This is a genomic window from Pseudomonas sp. NPDC086251 (assembly GCF_044746405.1).
In the GTDB taxonomy this organism is placed as follows: Bacteria; Pseudomonadota; Gammaproteobacteria; order Pseudomonadales; family Pseudomonadaceae; genus Aquipseudomonas.
In genome coordinates, this window is the sequence record NZ_JBIVBY010000057.1 from 1 (window position 1) to 21,098 (window position 21,098).

Sequence of the window (21,098 nt, forward strand, 5' to 3'; positions counted from 1 at the left end):
ATGGCGGCGGGCCCACGGAGCAGGACCGGAGCGAGGGCATGCCGAGCCTTAGCGAGGCACCGAACGAAAGGGCAGAAGCGCTTTGGTTACTTTCGACTGGGCCGGCTTCCGGATTTTCGAAAGTGACTCGCCGTAAGGGCGAAACCAATATCAGCCGTCACCAAAAAAACGGATATGCCCCCAATCAAAACACTCAGGAGAAAAACAGCGCAGTGGCCTGCGCACGGCTGATGCCGCTACGGTGGATCTCGATCAATTCCTGATTGCTACCACTTTCACGCCAGTCAAAAGCACCGCCAAGCTTGCGTTGAGCGACGGTTTTCAGATGCGCAGCCGTGAATGACTCTCGCGGATCGGTAGCGTTGTCATAGTGAAAATGCGCATACCAAAGAACCTTTCTGGAGGGCTTGTCGAGAATTTCATACTCCGTCAAATAGTCCTTGCGCGGGCCTTTGAGCCGACGGCGTTCGGTGGCTCTACCTATCGTCACCTCACCTTTGCCAACCAGCCACTCAACCCGCGCGGCGGTCGGGGCCTGCTGTTTGGTCATGTCGATTCGAGTCGCACGGCCCTTGGCATACAGCGCAGTCGCTTCACGGTCGAGTTGCTGGCGCAGGGTTGTAGCCGATGCGCTCTTGCTCTCCGTATGGTTACCGACGGTCAGGGCCTGATCGATCCTGGCCATGGCCTCACGCAGGCGATTGGCATGCAGGTAGTAGATTTCCTCGATTTCCGTGGGATTACGCTGCGCCCGACGGATGTGTGCCTGAGTGCGCTGATTGAATGCCGGCAACTCGTCGAGCAGCGCCTGGCCGGCAGTGAGGCTTTTCGGCAGGTCGGGTTTTGCCTTGGGCGGTGCGGGCGGTTTTGCCGGGACCCTTTCAAGCCAGACCCCCGGCGATTTTTCGTGAAAGGTCGCGATCACCTTGCCCGTCAGCGGCGCCACCACATCGACCAGATCGCCTTCCTGCCCGCCATCACTGCGGCGCGGCTGGCCGACAAGCGTGCCCTTGTAACGGGTCTTGATGATTTTCCTGGCGGGCGTAGCCGGCGCTTTTGAGGGGCCGGCGACCGGCTCCAGCAGGCGTTGGTCGCGCAGCAGAGTCGACAGCTGTTGCACGGCGACCTGGTGGAATTCGGCCACGCGCTGGCGCACCTGCTCAAGGCGTTCACTGTTCAAGTACTGGGCAAACTCCGCGACAAGATCGAGGAATCGCTGGTCGATCACGTCGAACTGTTCCACCAGATTGTTCAGCGTCTCGACGCGTTCGCCGAGCTGACTCAGGCTTTCATCCGCGCCCAGGTCCAACGCGCTCTGTATGTTCAGCGACGCATCCTCGACCAGGCTTTCCAGCGCCTCCCGCGCCTGTTCACGGAACTCTCCAGGCTCAGCCTGGAGGCACAGTTCCTCGCCCAGGGTGATTTGCAGCAGCTTCAAATCCTGCAACGAGAACGGTGGAAGTTTGGCCTGGTATTGACGGCTGACCTCAGCGGCTTCCCGACCCAGCAGGCTGAGCTCCGCAAAGCGGGTTTGCGCGAACTCGATTTTGTCGATGATGCCCTGGGTCAAATCGGTCATTTTTTCAAAAGCCCCGGCGTGGTCAGTGACAACCTCGTTGTCCATCTTGTCGAGCAATTCCAGGGTGATCCGCAGACTCTCGCGAAATTCCGGGTAACGCTCGTCCACCCAGGACTGCATCAGAAACAGCTGCAAGGCAATCCGGTCGAGCATCGCGATGCGATAGTTGGGCACCGCTTCGAGGATGTTCAGGGCTTTCAGGTCTTCGAGGTGGCGGCTGTATTCCTGCACCTGTGATTCCAGGGTGTCGAGAAATTGCTGGCGTGCGCTAGCGGCCGTCTCCGACGTGGCTTCCAACATGGCGCGCCGCACGTTGACCAGTTGCAGGCGCTTACCTTGCAGTCCGGCATCGAACGTGGCGATGTCCTGCTTCTTTTGGCGCAACTGCGCCTCGTTCTGCTGTTGCAATTGCTTGCGCCGACTTTTCAGGCCGCCGCCGCGCAGGCGCAAGCGCAGATCGACAAACCATTCGCCACGGGCGTTGTTGACCAGTAGCGGCCCGCTACGCGGCGGTTGCTGGCGCGAGTCGATGATTTGCACATCGTCGTTGTCGTTGAGTTCGACCTCGAACCAGCGTTCACCGACCTGGGCGTACCATTTTTGCCCGTCGCCGCTCAGGTGTTGGTGCGGACCCTCGGCTTGCGACAGGACGAGTCCATCAGGTTCGCTGACTTTCAGGCTGTCGAGCACGTCGCCCAGCCCCGGTCGCGATCGCTCCAGTACGCCGAGGTTGTGCAGCGACAATTGATGGCTTTGCGGCAGTTCATGTTCGACGATGTCCGGTAAGCGGGTTGCGCCGATACTGGCTGGCGCCGTTATTTCCGTGTTCGATGGCGGCTTCTCCGGGGCGATGGCGGGCGACGTCCTTTGCGGTTTTATACGCACCGCCGCTCGGTGGGCGAGCACCATGGCGAGCGTCAGCAAGATGTCTGTCAGTGGCGTCCAGGGTTGTTGCTGTTGCTCCACGGCCTCTGCGGCTTCCTGCAGGTCATCCATGATTTGCCAGATCCACGCCGCCGTACCCACGCTGCGCCCCAGAAACGGCAGTGCCACGTTGAACAGCGCCCAACCGCCACGTTTGAGGGACGCCCAACGCGCCTCGGCATTGGACACCGATTGGCGATTCGCCTGGGTGATCAATGCCTCGGCATTGGCGTTGAACAAGGTGGGCAGCAGGTGGTTTTCAATCGTGCGGCTGCCCAGTGATACCAGGCCGGTCGAGTCCGGTGACAGTGAAGGATCGACCAGCAATTGCGGCACGGTCCACACCGAAGGCAGTGCACCGGGAAACACGTATTGCGAGTAGTGGAAGCGTACGTCGTCCGGCAACCAGGCGAGTATCGACTGGCGCAATGTCCTCGAGTGTTTGATGGCGTACAACAGGTTGGCTGGCGAAGGGTATTGCAGCAGTGGCGGATTGAGCAGTGGACGGTAGAGCAGGCACGGACCCGCGTCCGCCGTGCGTGGGCCGATCACGAACATGTTGACCACTTCGTCGGCAACACCGGTGGTGTGATTGCCGGTGATGAACGCGAGCGGGCGAATCACGATGTCCTGTTCGTCGACCTGTCGGGCCGCGGGCTCAGCTGCCAGCGCCGCCACCACATAACGATAGCCTTGCTCATCGATGCCGGCCTCGCCGCGGATCTTCTGTTGCAACGCCAGCAACGGCAATTCGACAGGCAGTTGGCGGCAGTAGAGCTGCTGCAGGTGTGAGGCTTGTTGACGGTCGTCGACCAGCCGATTCTGCAGCAACGCCGGATAGGTTTCACCGATATTGACCGCAGTCACCAGGTTCTCCAGGTACGCCGGGTCATCCATGGCGGCAGCGCAGCGTTGTCCCGATACCGAACCGACTGATTCCCCAGTGGCAGCGCCACCAGGTTTTGCAACGCCAGTTCGACCAGCGAAAGGGTCAGCTTTGCTTGATGTTCCGGCGGCACGAACGTGCCCCAGACCACCACGCTGGTCACGGTGATTTCAACCTCTTGCAGGTTGAAGCCATGTGCCGGCGCCTGGCTGATTTTCTTCTGCAACGCCTCCAGCGTGAATGCCTTGATGCCGGGCATTTCGCCTTGAAAGGTTTTACCGGCGTTTTGCTGCTGCACCGCGACCAGGTCCAGCAAATGCCGGCTGTAACGGGACTGGTCGGAAGGCGAGGCGTGTTCCAGCCACTGTGGCAGCGAATGTTCCATGTGCGTGTATTGGGCTGTTGGGCTCCCGGCCAGTGGCTGCTGCCTGTTGGTCGCAGCGAGTCGCGAAAGGAAAATCGAGTCGTCCGGGCGCTGAAAGTAATCGATGGCCCCTATCGCCTGGGCTTCCAGCGCAATCAGTGTGCACGCCTGATGATCGAAGAAGTTGCCCTCGGGTTCGAACAGGCGCCAGCGCACGTTGATCGCCGTGATCGCGCCTTCCACTGACCAGCGCAGCGACCGGCCGAGCTCATCGAATGAATCAAAGTGCTGATAACCGTCGGTGATCGAGTGCGTGAGGATCAGCGTGCGCTGCCCGAGTGTGCCCACCAATACCGCCGTGTCGAGAATGTTCAGGTGTTTACGAGCGGCGCCGTCACCGATGTCGAGGTCGATCAGGCACGCGCGCGTCTTGTAGGGGTCGGAGGTCAATCGCTGCGCCTTGTCCGGAGCATTGAACACGGCGTGCGCCATGGCCCGCTGGTCTGCGTCCCAGCCGTTGTGGTCGCTGACGTTCCAGAGCTGTTGCAAGGTTTGCGAGAGTTGGTGCCAACGCGGTTGTGAGGCGCTGGTGGAAGCGTTCCAGTAGTCGATCTGCTGTTCCTGGTAAGCGGTGAACAGTAATGGAGCGAGCTGGTTGAGGCGGGCGCCGATCGCCTCGATCTCTACCGGGAGCTGGGTTGGCGGTTCGAATCCGGGTTGTTCGGTGAGGAAGTGTTCGCCATCGATGTAGGCCACCGTGGCGCCGGACAACGCGAGACGAACCAGCACATCGGTGAGGGGTTCGAAGTCGCAGGGACCGGCCTCGATAGTTTTGTCGTCGATCACCCAGGTCGGTGTCGCGACCACGGTCAGGGCCGGGTTGATGTCCAGTCGCGGGTACAGCGTTGCGAGGACGGGGCGTAAGGCATTGGAGGCAACTTCGGTGAGTGAAGGGCCGGTGATCAGTTGAGTGAGTACATCAACTGAGCTGGGCGTGGAGGTTTCGGGCATGGCCATATCCTTGGCTGACGGTTGAGAGAATCAGGGCAAGGTAGTGCTCGGGCCATGGCGAATGGCGGTAGATAAATAGTGCAGGTAAAAAAGACCCGCAAGTGCGCGGGTCTTCGCTTTCAGTCGCTGATTCAGGTCCCGGATTTGATCTTGGTCCAGGCCCGGGTCCGCGCCCGTTCGGCATCACGCGGCAACGGTTGCAGGGTGTACAGCGTGGCCATGGCCGTGTCGGTCGGGTACAGGTTCGGGTTGTTGCGGATCGCCGGGTCGACCAATTCCGTGGCGTCCTTGTTCGGGTTTGGGTAGCCGACGAAATCGCTGACCGGCGCGATCACTTGTGGCTGCAGCAAGTAGTTGATGAAGGTGTAGGCGTCTTCCGGGTTTTTGGCGCCTTTAGGAATCGAGAGCATGTCGAACCAGATCGGTGCGCCTTCTTTTGGCAGGCGCATGTCGACGATCACGCCGTTCTTGGCTTCCTTGGCGCGGTTGGCCGCCTGGGAGAAGCTGCCGGAATAACCGACCGCGACGCAGATGTCACCGTTGGCAATGTCGGCCATGTACTTGGAGGAATGGAAGTAGGTGACGTACGGACGGATCTTCATCAGCAGCGCTTCAGCCTTTTCGTAGTCAGCCGGCTTCTTGCTGTTGGGGTCCAGGCCCAGGTGTTGCAGGGCCAGCGGCAGAATCTCCGAGGGCGAGTCGAGCAGCGCCACGCCGCACTGCTTGAGCTTGCTGATGTTCTCTTCCTTGAAGATCAGGTCCCAGCTGTCCACCGGCGCGTTGTCGCCCAGGGCGGCCTTGATCTTGTCCGGGTTGAAACCGATCAGGATGGTGCCGTACATGTACGGCACAGCGAATTTGTTGCCAGGGTCGTTGGCTTCGATCAGCTTCATCAGCTTCGGATCGAGGTGGTTCCAGTTCGGCAGTTTGCTGCGGTCCAGCGGCTGGAACACGCCGGCCTCGATCTGTTTGGCCAGGAACACGTTGGACGGCACCACCACGTCGTAACCGGAGTTGCCCGTCAGCAGCTTCGCCTCCAGTGCTTCGTTGGTGTCGAAAATGTCGTAGACCAGTTTGGTCTGGGTGTTCTGGGTCTTGAAGTCTTCCAGGGCTTTGGGGGTGATGTAGTCGAACCAGTTGTAGACACGCAACGTTCGCTCTTCAGCGTGAACGGCACCACTGAGCACCGTGGCGCACAGTGCTGGAGCGATAAAACGCTTGAGTCTGTTCATTGTTCTAATTCCTCATTGGGCGCTTTCAAAACCTTCGAGAACGTTCACGGCATTGATGCCGATTTCTTCTACCGCGTAGCCGCCTTCCATCACGAACAGCGTCGGTTTGCCGAGGCCCGCGATGCGTGCGCCCATGGCCAGGTAATCCGGGCTGTCGAGCTTGAACTGGGAGATCGGATCGTCCTTGAACGTGTCGACGCCCAGGGACACGACGACGATGTCTGCGCCGTAGTTTTCGATCTCTTTGCAGGCCTGTTCCAGCGCGGCGCTCCAGCTGTCCCAAGCGCTGCCGGCGGGCAAAGGGTAGTTGAAGTTGAAGCCTTCGCCCGCGCCTTCGCCGAGCTCATCTTCATAACCGAGGAAGAACGGGAATTCGGCTTCCGGGTGGCCGTGGATCGAAGTGAACAACACGTCGCTGCGTTCGTAGAAAATCGATTGGGTGCCGTTGCCGTGGTGGTAATCGACGTCGAGGATCGCGACCTTTTTGTGGCCCTGATCGAGGAAAGCCTGAGCGGCGATGGCTGCGTTGTTGAGGTAGCAATAACCGCCCATCAAATCGCTGGCGGCATGGTGTCCCGGTGGCCGGCACAAGGCGAAGGCACTGCGCGCGCCGCGCTGGATCACCGCTTGCGCGGTCAACGCCACTTGCGCCGCGCTGTACGCCGCTTGCCACGTGCCGGCGGTGATCGGTGCGCCACCGTCGAAGCTGTAATAGCCGAGTTGGCCATGCAGGCTGGTGGGCATGATTCGGCGCAGGGTGCGGGCGGGCCAGGTGTAGGGCAGCAAGTCGCCGTCGGTGTTGAATTCGGTCCAGCGCGCCCAGGCACCTTTGAAGAAATCGAGGTAGTCGCGGCTGTGGATGCGCGCGATCGGGTCGAGGCCGAAATCCTGTGGCGCTTCGACCGGACCGAGGTCGCGGTACTGCACGCGCTGCAGAACATGGTCGGCGCGCGACGGCATTTCGAAGCAGGGCATCAGTTGCCCGTCCATCAATTCACAACGGCCGTGGTGCAGGTGGTGATCGTCCGAGTAGATCGTCAGCATTTCTTGTTCTCCGCAGGCTGATTCGGTTGAACACAGTCTTGCGGCGGACGGGGTTTGGGAGAACGGCAGGAAAGGCCAAAAGGGGATAGATATGGCCAAAATAGCTGACCGAAATTCGCCCCTCGGGTGACAGACCTGTAGGAGCGAGGCTTGCCCGCGAAGGCGTCCTCAAGTGCGCCAAAAGCTTCGCGGGCAATCCTCGCTCCTACAGGTGACGTGACGGGGTTGTTTCAAGGGCGGAATTGGCTGGGCGCCACGCCACTCCAGCGCACAAACGCATGGCGGAAACTCGCGGTCTCGCTGAACCCCAGCGCCTCGGCAATCCGGTAGATCGGCAGTTGATCCTCGCACAGCAGGTGTTTGGCCTGCTCGAAGCGCAACTCGTCGAGCAATTCCTGATAGCTGCAGCCAAGGTCCTTGAGGTGTCGGCGCAATGTCCGTGCCGAACAGTTCATCTGCTCGGCCAGGCCTTCCAGGCCGGGTGCGGCGTTGAGTTGCGCGCTGAGCAGGTGGCGAATCCGCCCCAGCCACGCCTGGCGCCCGGTAAATTCGATGTTCTGCTTGCGGCACCGTTCGGCCATGGCCTGATGGGTGATGACATCGGCCAATGGCAATGGTTGATCAAGCCAGCGCTTGTCGAAAGCAAACGCGTTGTCCCGCGCGTCGAAGTGCAGCGGGCCATTGAAGTGTTCGGCGTAGGTCGCTTCATAATCGGGGGCGGCATGTTCGAAGCGTGCGGCCAGCAGTGGCAGCGGATGGCCGAGGAGGTCGTCGCAGATGACTTTCAACGACACCAGGCAGAACTCGGCGTTGAACACGGCCAGTGCCGGGTTTTCTCGGTAATCGGCGGCGACGAACCAGATGCGCTCGCCGTCCTCTTCCAGGCTCAACTCGAAAAGTGTTCCCAACAGCGCCGGATACCGAATCGCCAGGCGTAACGCGTCACCGAAGGTGGCACTGGTGAGCAGCGCATACCCGAGCATGCCGTAGGACGAAACGTGCATCCGTCGGCCCAGTTCCAGGCCGATATCGCGCTTGAGGGCGACGGCGTTGGCGCAAACCTGCATCTCTTGGTTGGTGGTGATGCGCGTGTCCGCCCGGCTCAGATCCGCCGCGCTGATGCCGCTGCCGGCCAAGAGCGCTGCGCTGGACAGGCCCTCGGCCTTGAACACATTGAGCACCAGCGAAACCGCATTGAGCGTGGTGAGATGGGAGTGGAGCATGGGGAGTTTCCAGCCTTGGGATGCCGGAATGGCAGCAAGTTGTATGCCGGGGCCCCCAACCCTGTAGGAGCGAGGCTTGCCCGCGAAGCTTTTGGCGTACTTGAGGACGCCTTCGCGGGCAAGCCTCGCTCCTACAGGGTTATGTGTTGTGTCAGCTGAGTTCGCCGCAGAGGTCGAGTTCTACGAGGCGCCGCACTTCAGCGGCTTCGAGTCCGGCGCCCAACAGCGCGTGCAACTTGCCGAACGCCGCTTCACGGGTCATGCCGCCACCCGAAAGCACGCCCGCTCCACGCAAGCGGCTACCGGCTTCGTACACGTCCAACTCCACACCGCCTTCGTGGCACTGAGTCACGGCGACAACCACAACGCCGTTGTCCCGCGCCCGCGCCAGGCTGGCGAGAAATTCCGGGTTATCGCTTGGCCCGGTACCGCTGCCGTAGCACTCCAGGACCAAACCTTGAATGCCGCTGTCGAGCAAGCCATCCAGAACGCCGGCGTCGATGCCGGGAAACAACGGCAGCACGCCGACTTTCGCCAGTTGCTTGCTCTGGTTGTAATTCAACTGCGCCGGCAACGAAGCGGCTTTCACGCCGCCGCCCTGACGCTCCAGTCGCTTGAACGGATGGCGCCCGAAACTGCGCACTTTCGCGCAACGGGTCGGGTCCAGCCGTTCGCCGTGGAAATACAAATGCACGCCAGGCGCCAGGCCTTGGCCGAGGGCAACCAGTGCGCCACTGAGGTTTTCCCAGGCGTCGCTGTCGGTCACGCCGGCCGGCAGCATCGAGCCGGTGAACACCACGCGGGCAGGCAGGCCGAGCAATTGAAAGCTCATGGCCGCCGCGCTGTAGGCCAGGGTGTCGGTGCCGTGCAGGATCAATACGCTGTCGCAGCCCTGGACATCAATGGCGTCGACCACGGCTTCACGCAGTTGCTGCCAGTAGGTCGGGGTCATGTTGGCGCTGTCGATCAGCGGCGACATCTCGCGAAAGCGCCACTGCGGCACCACCAGGTCAGGTTGGCCGTGCAGGTACTCGCGCATCCGCGCTTCAAAACCGGACGCCGGGGCAAGACCGTGGGCGCTGGCTTGCATTCCGATGGTGCCACCGGTGTAGAGCACCATGACGTGCTGGGCGGCAGGATAGGTCGAGGAATTCATGGAGACTCTCCGAAACGATGAGTTCCTGTGTGGGAGCGGGCTTGCTCGCGAAAGGGCCGACACATTCAACATCAATGTTGACTGGACGACCGCATTCGCGAGCAAGCCCGCTCCCACATGGGATTTGCGCACTTTAACCGATCAGCGTTGCGCCGCGGGTACGCCTTGCGGCTCAGCTGCGGCTTTAGGGGCGGCGGCTGGCGGGTTGGCTGGCCAGGCATTCAAGTCGAGGTCCAGGTCCGGGAATTTGCTCGAATCGAACACCGGCGTCTTGATCCCGGCGGCACGCTGGTCATCGTAGTCACGCAGGATGCGCATGCCGACCTTGAACAACAGGAACAACGCGATCAGGTTCACGAATGCCAACATCGTCATGGTGATGTCGGCGAAGGCGAACACGGTGCCGAGGTTTTCGATCGCCCCCCAGAAGATCAACACCAGCACCAGCGCGCGATAGCCGATCAGCGCCTTGCGGTTTTCACCGATCAGGAAGCGCAGGTTGCTCTCGCCGAGGTAGTAGTTGTAGAGGATCGAGGTGAACACGAACAACGCAAGTGCCACGGAGATGAACATCCGGCCCCAGTCACCGACCACGGCGGCCAGCGAGTTTTGGGTCAGGGCAATGCCGTCGCCTTCGAAGCCCGGGGTGTAGAAGCCCGAGAGCAAGATCAGCAACGCGGTGCAGGTGCAGATCACGAAGGTGTCGAGGAACACGCTGAACGCCTGCACCACGCCTTGTGCCACCGGGTGCTCGACCGATGCGACCGCAGCCACGTTAGGCGCACTGCCCAGGCCCGCTTCGTTGGCAAACACGCCACGTTTCACGCCCATGACGATGGCGCTGCCGATCAGGCCGCCGAACGCCTGGTCCAGACCGAAAGCGCTCTTGACGATGGTCATCAGCATGGCGGGGACGTGGTCGAATTGCAGCACGATCACGTAGATCGTCACGCCGATGTACACCAGGGTCTTCACCGGCACCAGCAGGTCGGCGACCTTGGCGATGCGCTTGATCCCGCCGATGAACACCAGGCCGAGCAACACCGCCAGGGCCAGCCCGGTCCAGGTGGTGTCGAGGCCGAACGCGTTGTTCAGCGAGTGCGTCACGGCGTGGGATTGCAGGCCGTTGAAGGCGAACCCGAAGGTCACCAGCAACAGGAACGCCATGATCATGCCCAACCAGCGTTTTTGCAGGCCGTGCTGGATGTAATAAGACGGACCGCCACGGAACGTGCCGTCGGAATCGCAGCGCTTGTAGAGCTGGCCGAGGGAGCATTCGAAGAAGCTGCTGGACATGCCGACCAGCGCGGTCACCCACATCCAGAACACCGCGCCTGGGCCGCCCAGGGTCACGGCGATGCCGACACCGGCAATGTTGCCCGCACCGACGCGGCCGGCGAGGCTGAGCATCAGGGCCTGGAACGAACTGAGTTGGCCGGCGCTGCTTTTGAGGCTGTCGCGGAACACCGCGAACATGTGGAAGAAGTGGCGCAATTGAACGAAACGCGAGCGGATCGTGAAGTAGCTACCGAGCCCGACAATGAGCACGATCAGTACTTTCCCTGAGAGGAAGTCGTTAATGACTTCGAGCATGGAGTATTCCTCGCTGTTTTTTGTGTAGGCAAATGCGGGCCGGATCGAAACATCGCGTTACACCGGTTGGCGCACGGCACAACAGGTGAGGCGAAGAGTCGTCCCGGTTTCATATCGCGGGTTTGTTATTAGTTCGGGTTTCGCCTGGGTGTAGGCCTCGTTACCGACGACCGCTCACGCGAAGAGGGGCGGCACTATACCGATGAGAGTGCCGTCCGTCTGCACGCTGGTTAATCTCTTGTAGGAGCGAGGCTTGCCCGCGAAGCTTTTGGCGCACTTGAGAACGCCTTCGCGGGCAAGCCTCGCTCCTACAGGTAATGCCTTCGTTTGCAGGATCTGCGGATAAAAAAAAGGGCCTGGGGAATAAATCCCCAAGCCCTCAAAAGGTGAGAGGTGTCTAGTCCCTCGACCTGGTGAGCGGTGCTACAAGTAACGCGTCGGATCAGGCTTTAAGCGGAACCAGACGCGGAGCAATCATGTTTTCCGGGCGCAGGATGTCGGCGAGCATGGCTTCGTCGAGCAAGCCTTCTTCGCGCACCAGTTCCAGCACGCCGCGGCCGCTTTCAAGGGCGATACGGGCGATGCGGGTGGCGTTTTCATAGCCGATGTACGGGTTCAGCGCGGTGACCAGGCCGATCGAGTGCTCGACCAGTTCGCGGCAGCGCTCTTCGTTGGCGGTGATGCCGACGATGCAGTGCTCGCGCAGCATGTCCATGGCGCGTTGCAACAGGCGGATCGAGTCGAAGATCTTGAACGCGATCAGCGGCTCCATCACGTTCAGTTGCAGCTGGCCGCCTTCGGCCGCGATGGTCAGGGCCAGGTCGTTGCCGATGATCTGGAACGCCACCTGGTTGACCGCTTCCGGGATTACCGGGTTGACCTTGCCAGGCATGATCGAGCTGCCTGGCTGACGCGCTGGCAGGTTGATTTCGTTGATGCCGGTGCGTGGGCCGCTGGACAGCAGGCGCAGGTCATTGCAGATCTTCGACAGCTTGACCGCGGTGCGCTTGAGCATGCCGGAGAACAGCACGAAGGCGCCCATGTCGGAAGTGGCTTCGATCAGGTCGGCGGCTGGAACCAGTGGTTGACCGCTGATCAATGCCAGACGCTGAACAGCCAGGTGCTGATAACGCGGGTCGGCGTTGATGCCGGTACCAATCGCGGTGCCGCCCAGGTTCACTTCGGTCAGCAGCTCGGGCGCCAGGGTTTTCAGGCGTGCCAGGTCTTCACCCAGCGTGGTGGCGAAGGCGCGGAATTCCTGGCCCAGGGTCATCGGCACGGCGTCTTGCAGCTGGGTGCGGCCCATCTTCAGGACGTGGCTGAATTCTTCACCTTTGGCGGCGAACGACTGGATCAGGCTGTCGAGGCTGGCCAGCAGCGCGTCGTGGCCCAACAGCAGACCCAGGCGGATCGCCGTCGGGTAAGCGTCGTTGGTCGACTGCGCCATGTTCACGTCGTTGTTCGGGTGCAGGTATTGGTACTCGCCCTTCTGGTGACCCATGGCCTCCAGCGCGATGTTGGCGATGACTTCGTTGGCATTCATGTTGGTTGAAGTGCCAGCGCCGCCTTGAATCATGTCAACCACGAACTCTTCGTGGAAATCGCCGCGGATCAGACGTGCGCAGGCTTCGCTGATGGCAGCGTGCTTGGCTTCGCTCAGGTGACCCAGCTCGCGGTTGGCGTCAGCGGCGGCCTGTTTGACCATGGCCAGACCGACCACCAGCTTCGGGTAATGCGAAATCGGAACGCCGGAGAGACGGAAGTTGTTCACCGCTCGCAGGGTCTGGATGCCGTAATACGCTTGAGCAGGTACTTCGAGTACGCCAAGCAGGTCTTTTTCTGTGCGGAAAGATGCAGCGGAGGACATGATAGAAATCATCTCGATATGGACCCGGTCTGTGCCGTAACACTGCAAATGCTAGGCTTGTAGAGAATTTAGAGCCAATGCTGTTAAACACTAGCCTATGCACATTCGGCATAATGCCCGTGTGACGCCGCGTTGGCGGCGAGCGTGTGACCTAAATTGGTGCGTGTCCGGGAGGACGTGATGAATCTGGAAAGTAAATGGCTCGAGGACTTCAGCGCCTTGGCCGCCACCCGCAGCTTCTCCCAGGCTGCGGAACGACGCTTCGTGACTCAGCCGGCGTTCAGCCGGCGGATCCGCAGCCTGGAAGCCGCATTGGGGCTGCAATTGGTCAATCGTTCGCGCACGCCAATCGAGCTGACGGCGGCGGGGCAATTGTTTCTGGTCACCGCGCGGACGGTTGTTGAGCAGCTCGGCGAAGTGCTGCGCCATCTTCATCATCTGGAGGGCGGGCAGGGCGAGGTGATGCAGGTCGCCGCCGCGCACTCGCTGGCCCTGGGTTTCTTCCCGCGCTGGATCGCGCAGTTGCGCAACGAAGGCTTGAACATCGCCACGCGGTTGGTCGCGACGAACGTTGGCGATGCGGTGCATGCGCTGCGTGAAGGCGGCTGCGACTTGATGCTGGCTTTCTACGACCCGGATGCGGCGATGCAGATGGACTCCGAAATTTTCCCGTCGCTGCACCTTGGCCAGACCGAGATGTTGCCGGTCTGCGCCGCTGATGCCGATGGCAAACCGCTGTTCGATCTGGAAGGCGAAGCCAGCGTGCCGCTGTTGGCCTACAGCGCCGGAGCGTTTCTCGGGCGCTCGGTGAACATGCTGCTGCGCCAGCGGGCGCTGCGTTTCACCACCATCTACGAAACCGCCATGGCCGACAGCTTGAAAAGCATGGCGCTGGAAGGCCTGGGCATTGCCTGGGTGCCACAACTCAGTGTGCGCGCCGAACTGGCGCGCGGTGAACTGGTGGTCTGCGGCGGCCCGCAATGGCATGTACCGCTGGAGATTCGCCTGTACCGCTGCGCGCTGGTGCGCAAGGCCAACGTGCGGTTGCTCTGGCGCAAACTCGAAGGTGGCGCGGCGAGCGCGGCCTCTTGATGCAAGCAAAAGAGTGAAAGCCAAGCGGGCTTTCACTCTTTTGAAGAGGAGGCTTCAGCGAATTTTTCAATCGAACTGTTCGAGGTAATCGCGGATGTTTTCTCTGTTCTTGTCGCTGAAGCGGTCGGCGTCGCCCCTGAGGGGAGAGAATCCGGTGCCTGGGGCCATAATGGTTTCGTTCCACCAACCGTTATAAAGAACTTCGTAATCGTCATGCCGTGCATCGAACATATGGCCCACTTCATGAGCGGGCGCCCGATGGTTGATTGATGCAATTGCATAGTGCCCCGTTGGCGCGGCGACACCTGCAGTACTGCCGTTGATGTTATGGCGTGTCAATAAAAGAAACTTATGAAGGTTGTCGTCATAGTGTAACGGTGATGATCTTTTATAGAGTTCAACCTCTTTGTACCACTCGTACAGCACCTGTGATGTATCACTGTCTTTGTAGTTAAAGCCGCTGATTTCCGGTGTGTCTGAGGAGGGTACAAAAACAAGGGTCATTTGGCGCCCAGAGATTTCTTCAATCTCGGTAACCATCCAGTCAAAATGCTCGCGCAGGTCTCGCATCGCGTAATCCGTTAGATCTTCGTGGATAAAAACAGTCAATAATAGTGAGCGTGGCATACGTTGATTCCTTAAAAATTTAATAAGGGTTAATGCAGAAGTCAGCAATAGTTAAAGTTGGAGGCTGACGTCCGTAGTTATATATTAATGACGGTTATAAACGCATCTTGAAGATGCTGCTCTTATATTTCTTTATATGTTTTAAGTGGTAAGTAATGAGGCGGTTTATTGCCTGCGGTGGCGGTCGGCATTCCTGATTTTCGAGTCAGTAAACGGCACGTTTCGAAGCAGGTGACAGTTGGTCGCAACGGGGGCTGTTTATCTGCCACATTGCGGTATACTGCGCGGCCTTCGGCCGGTTCGCCCGGCCATAATTCGTACAATCAAGCCACGCATTTTGCGTGGCTTGTTGTTTTTTGACGCGCCTGCGGGCGCCCAGAGAGAAGAGGCACGACGATGAGTGCACTGGTTGGCGTGATCATGGGCTCCAAGTCCGATTGGTCCACCCTTAGCCACACCGCCGATATGCTGGAAAAGCTCGGCATCCCTTACGAGGTGAAAGTGGTCTCTGCCCACCGCACCCCGGACCTGCTGTTCCAGTACGCTGAAGAAGCCGAGGCGCGTGGCATTGAGGTGATCATCGCCGGTGCCGGTGGCGCGGCCCACTTGCCAGGCATGTGTGCGGCCAAGACCCACCTGCCGGTACTGGGCGTACCGGTGCAGTCGTCGATGCTCTCGGGCGTCGATTCGCTGCTCTCTATAGTGCAGATGCCGGCGGGCATTCCGGTTGCGACCCTGGCCATCGGCAAGGCCGGCGCGATCAACGCAGCCCTGCTCTCGGCGAGCATCCTGGGCGCCAAGCACCCGCAGTTCCACGCGGTGCTGAAAACTTTCCGTGCTGAGCAGACAGACAGCGTCCTGGACAATCCAGACCCACGCATCGCCTGAGGTTGTTGACGATGAAGATCGGTGTAATCGGTGGCGGCCAGTTGGGTCGCATGTTGGCGCTGGCGGGTACTCCGCTGGGCATGAACTTCGCTTTCCTGGACCCGGCGCCGGATGCTTGCGCAGCCGCGTTGGGCGAACACCTGCGGGCCGATTACGGCGATCAGGATCACCTGCGTCAGCTGGCCGATGAAGTCGATCTGGTGACCTTCGAATTTGAAAGCGTCCCGGCCGAAACCGTGGCGTTCCTCTCGCAATTCGTCCCGGTCTACCCGAGTGCCGAAGCCCTGCGCATCGCTCGCGATCGCTGGTTCGAGAAGAGCATGTTCAAGGACCTGGGAATTCCTACCCCGGCGTTTGCCGACATCCAGTCGCAAGCCGATCTGGACGCCGCCGTGGCTTCCATCGGTCTGCCGGCCGTGTTGAAAACCCGCACCCTGGGTTACGACGGCAAGGGCCAGAAAGTCCTGCGCAGCGCTGAAGACGTGGTCGATACCTTTGCTGAACTGGGCAGCGTGGCTTGCCTGCTGGAAGGCTTCGTGCCGTTCACCGGTGAAGTCTCGCTGATCGCCGTGCGTGCCCGCGATGGCGAAACCAAATTCTATCCGCTGGTTCACAACACCCACGACAGCGGCATCCTCAAGCTGTCCGTGGCCAGCACCGACCATCCGTTGCAAGCCTTGGCTGAAGACTACTCCAGCCGTGTGCTCAAGCAGCTGAACTACGTCGGCGTGATGGCGTTCGAGTTCTTCGAAGTCGACGGCGGCCTCAAAGCCAACGAAATCGCACCGCGCGTGCACAACTCCGGGCACTGGACCACCGAAGGCGCCGAGTGCAGCCAGTTCGAAAACCACCTGCGGGCGGTTGCCGGCCTGCCACTGGGTTCGACCGCCAAGGTCGGCGAAAGCGCGATGCTGAACTTCATCGGCAAAGTGCCGGAGACCGAGAAGGTCCTGGCCATTGCCGATTGCCATCTGCATCACTATGGCAAGGCGTTCAAGGTCGGCCGCAAGGTCGGTCACGCCAACCTGCGGTGTGCAGACCGCGAGACGCTGGCCGCGCAGATCCTCAAGGTCGAAGCGCTCATCGCCGAATAAACAGTTTCATGTGGCTGCGGCGGAACCATTCAAGGGCCGCCGTTCTCTCATGGCAGGATGCCAAAGTCTGACTAGGCTTTGGCATAGCCATTCAATCAGAGGGAAATGCCATGGGAATTATCGGAACCATCTTTATCGGCTTGATCGTCGGCCTGCTGGCTCGGTTCCTGAAACCGGGCGATGACAGCATGGGTTGGATCATGACCATCCTGCTCGGTATCGGCGGTTCGCTGGCGGCTACATACGGCGGCCAGGCCCTGGGCATCTATCACGCGGGCGAAGGTGCAGGCTTCATCGGTGCGCTGGTCGGCGCGGTGGTGTTGCTGGTGATCTACGGCTTGATCAGAAAGAACTGATTCAAAGCGACAAAGCCCTCTCTGCCAAACGCGCGGGGAGGGCTAGAATGCTCGGCGACTTTTCGTCCTTCCTTACCGAGCACTCCATGCGCCGTCTTCTATTGACCTTTCTTTTACTGGGTACAGGCCTTGCCCACGCCGGCGAACTGCCGGAAACCGACTGGCTCGAGCTGATGCCCAAGTCGGACCAGAAAGCCCTCGAGGCCATGCCCGAAATCGACCACAACTCTCCCGAAGGCAATGGCACCTTTACCGAAAAGGGTGGCATGAAACAGAGCAAAGGCTTGCCGGCGGTGATGTATTCGACCAAGACCGTGCCGTCGATGAACGACAAGAACATCCGCATCGGTGGTTATCCGGTCCCGCTGGAGTCCGACGCCAAGGGCCGCAGCACGCTGTTCTTCCTCGTGCCTTATCCGGGCGCTTGCATCCACGTGCCGCCTCCACCGCCGAACCAGTTGGTGTTGGTGCGTTATCCGAAAGGTTTGAAGTTGGATGATATCTACACACCGCTGTGGGTGACTGGCACGCTGAAGGTCGAGAAGGTCAATAACGACCTGGCTGATGCAGCGTATGCGCTGGATGCGGCGAAAGTGCGGGTGGTGCAGGAGTCCGATTTGTAACGCGCCATTCGGGCCAGCTACAAACAAAATGTGGGAGCGGGCTTGCTCGCGAAGAGGGAGTGTCAGTCGACATCAATGGTGCCTGACACACCGCATTCGCGAGCAAGCCCGCTCCCACATTGGTTTTGCGGTGTTAGAGAGGCTTGCTGCCGAGGCTGACACCCAAGGTATGGCTCGCCCCTGGCGCCAGGTTCACCACATCATCCATCACATTCGCCGTTTCGATGCACAGCATGCGCTGCCAGCCATCGTCGGCCATGTCACTGAATGCAGCGGCGCGATCAATCCACGGGTTCCAGATCACTGACGAGCGCGAACCGCGGCTGGTGAGCTCGATGCGCCGCTCCCAGGCCGGGTCGACAATGCTCAGCGTCGCCGGGGTATCGAGGTAGATACGGTCGGTTTCGCCGGCAAAATGCAAATCGCCAGTCTGGGTAGCGGTTTTCCAGTCGTCCAGCGTCTCGATATAGCTCAACCCATCCAGCCCTTCGACCTGCACGTTGCGCACATCGCTGACGGCGAAATAGCTGTGCAATGCCTGGCTGATCGTGACGGTGTCCGAACCCTGGTTGTGGCTGGTCAGGTTGATGTGCAGTTGCTCATCCAGACGAATGCTCAGCTTCAAATCCACCTGATGCGGCCAGCCTGGCAAGCCGCCTTCGGGGTAGGGCAGCACAAATTCCACCTTCAGGCTTTCGCCCTCGGCTTCGATACCGTCCAGCTCCCAGTCCATTGCCCGCACCAGTCCGTGAGCGGTCGGCGGTTCGCTGCTGACGCGCATCGCTTGAACGCTCTGCGGGTTGCGCGAAAAATTGCCGAACCACGGCCAGCACACGGGCACGCCCGCGCGGATGCTTTTGCCGGTCTTGAACACGGCCTCGTCGTTGAGCCAGATCAGCGGCGGTTGGCCGGCCAATTGATAGCTGAGGATGTGCGCGCCTTGCTGGGCGACCAGCAATTCGGCCTGGCCGTGGCGGATACGCCAGCAGTTCAGTTCATCCAGTTTTACGGCTTCAACGTTGGGCGTGCTCATGGGACAGCTCTCGATCAGGAACAATGACTGCAATGGACCGCGAAACGGTCGCAGTGTTTAACGCGCGCGTGGTGGAACCGAGCGAGTGCGACCGCTGCCGTCGATGGCGACGAACACAAACACCGCTTCAGTCACTTTGCGCCATTCGCTAGACAGCGGATCGTCGCTCCAGACCTCGACCATCATCTGGATCGAGCTGCGGCCGATTTCCAGCGCCTGGGTATAGAAGGAGAGCTGGGCGCCCACCGCAACCGGAACCAGGAACGCCATGCGGTCAATCGCAACAGTCGCCACGCGACCCCCCGCGACCTTGCTGGCCATGGCGGTGCCGGCCAAATCCATCTGCGCTACCAGCCAACCGCCGAAAATATCGCCAAAACCGTTGGTTTCACGGGGAAGGGCGGTGATTTGCAGGGCCAGGTCGCCTTGCGGGATTGGATCTTCTTGTTCGAGCTCTATCATGCCGGGGGTGCCTCTGACCCGTGACTCTTCATTGGTACTTCAAGGTGAATAGCCGTCTCAAAGAAAAACGATTCAGCCCCGAACATACTACGTTCGTCACGTTTTTCGTAAGGCGCCTAAAGGGAAACTCTGCGAAATCGACTGGTAGCGCCAGCAACGTCTTCGCACAGCAACCCTTGCAAGCTGTCGCAAGATAGCGAGTATATCGGTCGGTAGACCCCGAGACGACCGTCCGGTTCTCATTTTGACCGTCAAATACGCACCTCTATGTGCTTTTTCGAACAATTTGCTATCGTGCCGGACCTGCCCAAGCCTCCGCCAGCGTTGTTGGGGTTGCAGATCCGACTATAAGAGAAGCCCTTGCCATGACCACAGCGCCCTCGAGCATCGCGCAGCCGTCCCAGTCCGCACGACCGCTGACCCGCAACGACTACAAGACTTTATCGCTGTCTGCCCTCGGCGGCGCGCTGGAGTTCTACGACTTCATCATCTTCGTGTTCTTCGCCACGGTGGTGGGCAAGCTGTTCTTCCCGGCCGACATGCCCGAGTGGCTACGGCTGATGCAGACCTTCGGCATCTTCGCCGCTGGCTACCTGGCGCGGCCGCTGGGCGGCATCGTCATGGCACACTTCGGCGACCTGTTGGGTCGCAAGAAGATGTTCACCCTGAGCATTTTCATGATGGCCGTACCGACCCTGATCATGGGCCTGCTGCCGACTTACGCGCAGATCGGGATGTGGGCGCCGATTCTGTTGCTGCTGATGCGGGTGATCCAGGGCGCAGCGATTGGCGGTGAAGTGCCGGGGGCGTGGGTCTTCGTTTCCGAACACGTGCCGCAGCGACACATCGGTTACGCCTGCGGCACCCTGACCTGCGGCCTGACAGCCGGTATCCTGCTGGGCTCATTGGTGGCCACGGCGATCAACAGCATTTATACCCCGGTGGAAGTTGCGGATTACGCTTGGCGTATCCCGTTCCTGCTGGGCGGCGTGTTCGGGCTGTTCTCGGTTTACCTGCGTCGCTGGTTGCACGAAACCCCGGTGTTCGCCGAACTGCAGCTGCGCAAAGCCCTGGCCGAAGAAGTGCCGCTGCGCGCGGTGCTGCGTGACCACCGCGGGGCCATCCTGATTTCCATGTTGCTGACCTGGCTGCTGTCCGCCGGCATCATCGTCGTCATCCTGATGACCCCAACTGTGCTGCAGACGGTCTATCACTTCTCGCCAACCACCGCGTTGCAGGCCAACAGCCTGGCGATCGTGTTCCTCAGCGTGGGTTGCGTCGTCTCCGGTGCGCTGGCTGACCGCTTCGGCGCGGGTCGGGTGTTCGTGTTTGGCAGCGCCGCGCTGCTGATCAGCTCGTGGACCTTCTACCACAGCCTGTTCAACCACCCGCAATGGCTGTTCCCGATGTACGCCCTGACCGGCTTCCTGGTCGGCACCATCGGTGCGGTGCCATACGTCATGGTCAAAGCCTTCCCGGCGGTGGTGCGCTTCAGCGGCCTGTCGTTCTCCTACAACCTGGCCTATGCCATCTTCGGCGGCCTGACGCCGATGGTCGTGACGCTGCTGCTCAAGGAAAGCCCGATGGGGCCGGCTTACTATGTAGCGATTATTTGCGGGGTCGGGATTCTGGTGGGTGCGTATCTTTGGAAGAAGGGGCGGTAAGCCGACTTTTCTTATCGTCTGCGCTGACGCCTTCGCGGGCGAGCCTCGCTCCTACGGATCCAGCTGACCTGTAGGAGCGAGGCTTGCCCGCGAAGAACGATGACGCGAAATATCCTGCAAAAAAGCCGAATGCTGGCCTTTCATCCAATTGTCATATTTCAGCCATAGAGTGTTCACACGGCCTGCTGATACTTGGCCCCGACTTAACACACCCTATCTGCTAGGAGTAAGGCATGAAACTGAAGCGTTTGATGGCGGCAATGACTTTTGTCGCTGCTGGCGTTGCGACTGCCAACGCGGATGCCGCTGTTGACCCTGCTAACCCGAGCTACACCAAGACCACTGGTGTGTCGGGCAACCTGTCCAGCGTCGGCTCCGAT

17 protein-coding genes and 1 pseudogene are annotated in these 21,098 nt (G+C 60.4%); 7 read left to right on the forward strand and 11 right to left on the reverse strand.

Going from position 1 to position 21,098, the window contains the following annotated elements:
* Positions 1-193: 193 nt before the first annotated feature.
* The 8 genes from ACIPL2_RS33785 to aspA form a co-directional block, all read right to left on the reverse strand.
* Complete coding sequence (locus ACIPL2_RS33785) at positions 194-3,400, reverse strand: hypothetical protein (protein WP_401364796.1); 3,207 nt, start codon at positions 3,398-3,400, stop codon at positions 194-196.
* The gene (locus ACIPL2_RS33790; protein WP_401364799.1) at positions 3,367-4,764 is read right to left on the reverse strand and encodes a hypothetical protein; all 1,398 of its coding nucleotides are present in this window, start codon (positions 4,762-4,764) and stop codon (positions 3,367-3,369) included. The genes ACIPL2_RS33785 and ACIPL2_RS33790 overlap by 34 nt, the downstream gene beginning before the upstream one ends.
* 131 nt (positions 4,765-4,895) lie before the next feature.
* Positions 4,896-5,996 carry a polyamine ABC transporter substrate-binding protein gene (locus ACIPL2_RS33795; protein WP_401364802.1) on the reverse strand — a complete coding sequence of 367 codons (1,101 nt, stop codon included), beginning with the start codon at positions 5,994-5,996 and terminating at the stop codon, positions 4,896-4,898.
* Positions 5,997-6,008: 12 nt separating this feature from the next.
* Positions 6,009-7,040 (reverse strand): histone deacetylase family protein, encoded by a 1,032-nt coding sequence (locus tag ACIPL2_RS33800; RefSeq protein ID WP_401364805.1) that lies wholly within the window; start codon positions 7,038-7,040, stop codon positions 6,009-6,011.
* A gap of 230 nt (positions 7,041-7,270) precedes the next feature.
* Positions 7,271-8,263 (reverse strand): AraC family transcriptional regulator, encoded by a 993-nt coding sequence (locus tag ACIPL2_RS33805; protein ID WP_401364808.1) that lies wholly within the window; start codon positions 8,261-8,263, stop codon positions 7,271-7,273.
* Positions 8,264-8,414: 151 nt separating this feature from the next.
* Positions 8,415-9,419 carry an asparaginase gene (locus ACIPL2_RS33810; RefSeq protein WP_401364810.1) on the reverse strand — a complete coding sequence of 335 codons (1,005 nt, stop codon included), beginning with the start codon at positions 9,417-9,419 and terminating at the stop codon, positions 8,415-8,417.
* Between the two features lie 141 nt (positions 9,420-9,560).
* The gene (locus tag ACIPL2_RS33815; RefSeq protein ID WP_401364813.1) at positions 9,561-11,012 is read right to left on the reverse strand and encodes an alanine/glycine:cation symporter family protein; all 1,452 of its coding nucleotides are present in this window, start codon (positions 11,010-11,012) and stop codon (positions 9,561-9,563) included.
* Between the two features lie 442 nt (positions 11,013-11,454).
* Entirely contained in the window at positions 11,455-12,879 is a 1,425-nt protein-coding gene (gene aspA / locus ACIPL2_RS33820; protein WP_401364816.1) for an aspartate ammonia-lyase, read from the reverse strand.
* 180 nt (positions 12,880-13,059) lie between these two features.
* Between aspA and ACIPL2_RS33825 the strand changes: the two genes are divergently transcribed.
* Positions 13,060-13,971, forward strand: coding sequence for a LysR substrate-binding domain-containing protein (locus ACIPL2_RS33825; protein WP_401364819.1), 912 nt, complete (start codon positions 13,060-13,062; stop codon positions 13,969-13,971).
* Positions 13,972-14,037: 66 nt separating this feature from the next.
* Here the strand turns inward: ACIPL2_RS33825 and ACIPL2_RS33830 are convergent, their stop codons facing one another.
* Entirely contained in the window at positions 14,038-14,598 is a 561-nt protein-coding gene (locus tag ACIPL2_RS33830; RefSeq protein ID WP_401364821.1) for a hypothetical protein, read from the reverse strand.
* Positions 14,599-14,994: 396 nt separating this feature from the next.
* Here ACIPL2_RS33830 and purE point away from each other — a divergent pair, with 396 nt between their 5' ends.
* From purE to ACIPL2_RS33850, 4 genes are all read left to right on the forward strand, one after another.
* Entirely contained in the window at positions 14,995-15,486 is a 492-nt protein-coding gene (purE, locus tag ACIPL2_RS33835; protein WP_019694319.1) for a 5-(carboxyamino)imidazole ribonucleotide mutase, read from the forward strand.
* An 11-nt stretch (positions 15,487-15,497) separates the two neighbouring features.
* Entirely contained in the window at positions 15,498-16,580 is a 1,083-nt protein-coding gene (locus ACIPL2_RS33840) for a 5-(carboxyamino)imidazole ribonucleotide synthase (RefSeq protein WP_401364824.1), read from the forward strand.
* Between the two features lie 110 nt (positions 16,581-16,690).
* Positions 16,691-16,936 carry a GlsB/YeaQ/YmgE family stress response membrane protein gene (locus ACIPL2_RS33845; protein WP_010465333.1) on the forward strand — a complete coding sequence of 82 codons (246 nt, stop codon included), beginning with the start codon at positions 16,691-16,693 and terminating at the stop codon, positions 16,934-16,936.
* Positions 16,937-17,022: 86 nt separating this feature from the next.
* Positions 17,023-17,559, forward strand: a complete 537-nt coding sequence (locus ACIPL2_RS33850) for a DUF3299 domain-containing protein (RefSeq protein WP_401364827.1) — start codon at positions 17,023-17,025, stop codon at positions 17,557-17,559.
* Between the two features lie 133 nt (positions 17,560-17,692).
* Here the strand turns inward: ACIPL2_RS33850 and ACIPL2_RS33855 are convergent, their stop codons facing one another.
* Complete coding sequence (locus ACIPL2_RS33855) at positions 17,693-18,592, reverse strand: D-hexose-6-phosphate mutarotase (protein WP_401364830.1); 900 nt, start codon at positions 18,590-18,592, stop codon at positions 17,693-17,695.
* Between the two features lie 57 nt (positions 18,593-18,649).
* Positions 18,650-19,054: an acyl-CoA thioesterase gene (locus ACIPL2_RS33860; protein WP_007896491.1), complete on the reverse strand. Its 405-nt coding sequence runs from the start codon at positions 19,052-19,054 to the stop codon at positions 18,650-18,652.
* 365 nt (positions 19,055-19,419) lie between these two features.
* Between ACIPL2_RS33860 and ACIPL2_RS33865 the strand changes: the two genes are divergently transcribed.
* Positions 19,420-20,718, forward strand: a complete 1,299-nt coding sequence (locus tag ACIPL2_RS33865; RefSeq protein WP_401364833.1) for an MFS transporter — start codon at positions 19,420-19,422, stop codon at positions 20,716-20,718.
* Between the two features lie 233 nt (positions 20,719-20,951).
* Positions 20,952-21,098: pseudogene (locus ACIPL2_RS33870) on the forward strand (phosphate-binding protein); the annotation flags it as partial.

Coding starts and splice junctions, on each gene's coding strand:
- ACIPL2_RS33785 (WP_401364796.1), bottom strand. CDS start 3,400: ATGGATGACCCGGCGTACCTGGAGAACCTGGTGACTGCGGTCAATATC.
- ACIPL2_RS33790 (WP_401364799.1), bottom strand. CDS start 4,764: ATGCCCGAAACCTCCACGCCCAGCTCAGTTGATGTACTCACTCAACTG.
- ACIPL2_RS33795 (WP_401364802.1), bottom strand. CDS start 5,996: ATGAACAGACTCAAGCGTTTTATCGCTCCAGCACTGTGCGCCACGGTG.
- ACIPL2_RS33800 (WP_401364805.1), bottom strand. CDS start 7,040: ATGCTGACGATCTACTCGGACGATCACCACCTGCACCACGGCCGTTGT.
- ACIPL2_RS33805 (WP_401364808.1), bottom strand. CDS start 8,263: ATGCTCCACTCCCATCTCACCACGCTCAATGCGGTTTCGCTGGTGCTC.
- ACIPL2_RS33810 (WP_401364810.1), bottom strand. CDS start 9,419: ATGAATTCCTCGACCTATCCTGCCGCCCAGCACGTCATGGTGCTCTAC.
- ACIPL2_RS33815 (WP_401364813.1), bottom strand. CDS start 11,012: ATGCTCGAAGTCATTAACGACTTCCTCTCAGGGAAAGTACTGATCGTG.
- aspA (WP_401364816.1), bottom strand. CDS start 12,879: ATGTCCTCCGCTGCATCTTTCCGCACAGAAAAAGACCTGCTTGGCGTA.
- ACIPL2_RS33825 (WP_401364819.1), top strand. CDS start 13,060: ATGAATCTGGAAAGTAAATGGCTCGAGGACTTCAGCGCCTTGGCCGCC.
- ACIPL2_RS33830 (WP_401364821.1), bottom strand. CDS start 14,598: ATGCCACGCTCACTATTATTGACTGTTTTTATCCACGAAGATCTAACG.
- purE (WP_019694319.1), top strand. CDS start 14,995: ATGAGTGCACTGGTTGGCGTGATCATGGGCTCCAAGTCCGATTGGTCC.
- ACIPL2_RS33840 (WP_401364824.1), top strand. CDS start 15,498: ATGAAGATCGGTGTAATCGGTGGCGGCCAGTTGGGTCGCATGTTGGCG.
- ACIPL2_RS33845 (WP_010465333.1), top strand. CDS start 16,691: ATGGGAATTATCGGAACCATCTTTATCGGCTTGATCGTCGGCCTGCTG.
- ACIPL2_RS33850 (WP_401364827.1), top strand. CDS start 17,023: ATGCGCCGTCTTCTATTGACCTTTCTTTTACTGGGTACAGGCCTTGCC.
- ACIPL2_RS33855 (WP_401364830.1), bottom strand. CDS start 18,592: ATGAGCACGCCCAACGTTGAAGCCGTAAAACTGGATGAACTGAACTGC.
- ACIPL2_RS33860 (WP_007896491.1), bottom strand. CDS start 19,054: ATGATAGAGCTCGAACAAGAAGATCCAATCCCGCAAGGCGACCTGGCC.
- ACIPL2_RS33865 (WP_401364833.1), top strand. CDS start 19,420: ATGACCACAGCGCCCTCGAGCATCGCGCAGCCGTCCCAGTCCGCACGA.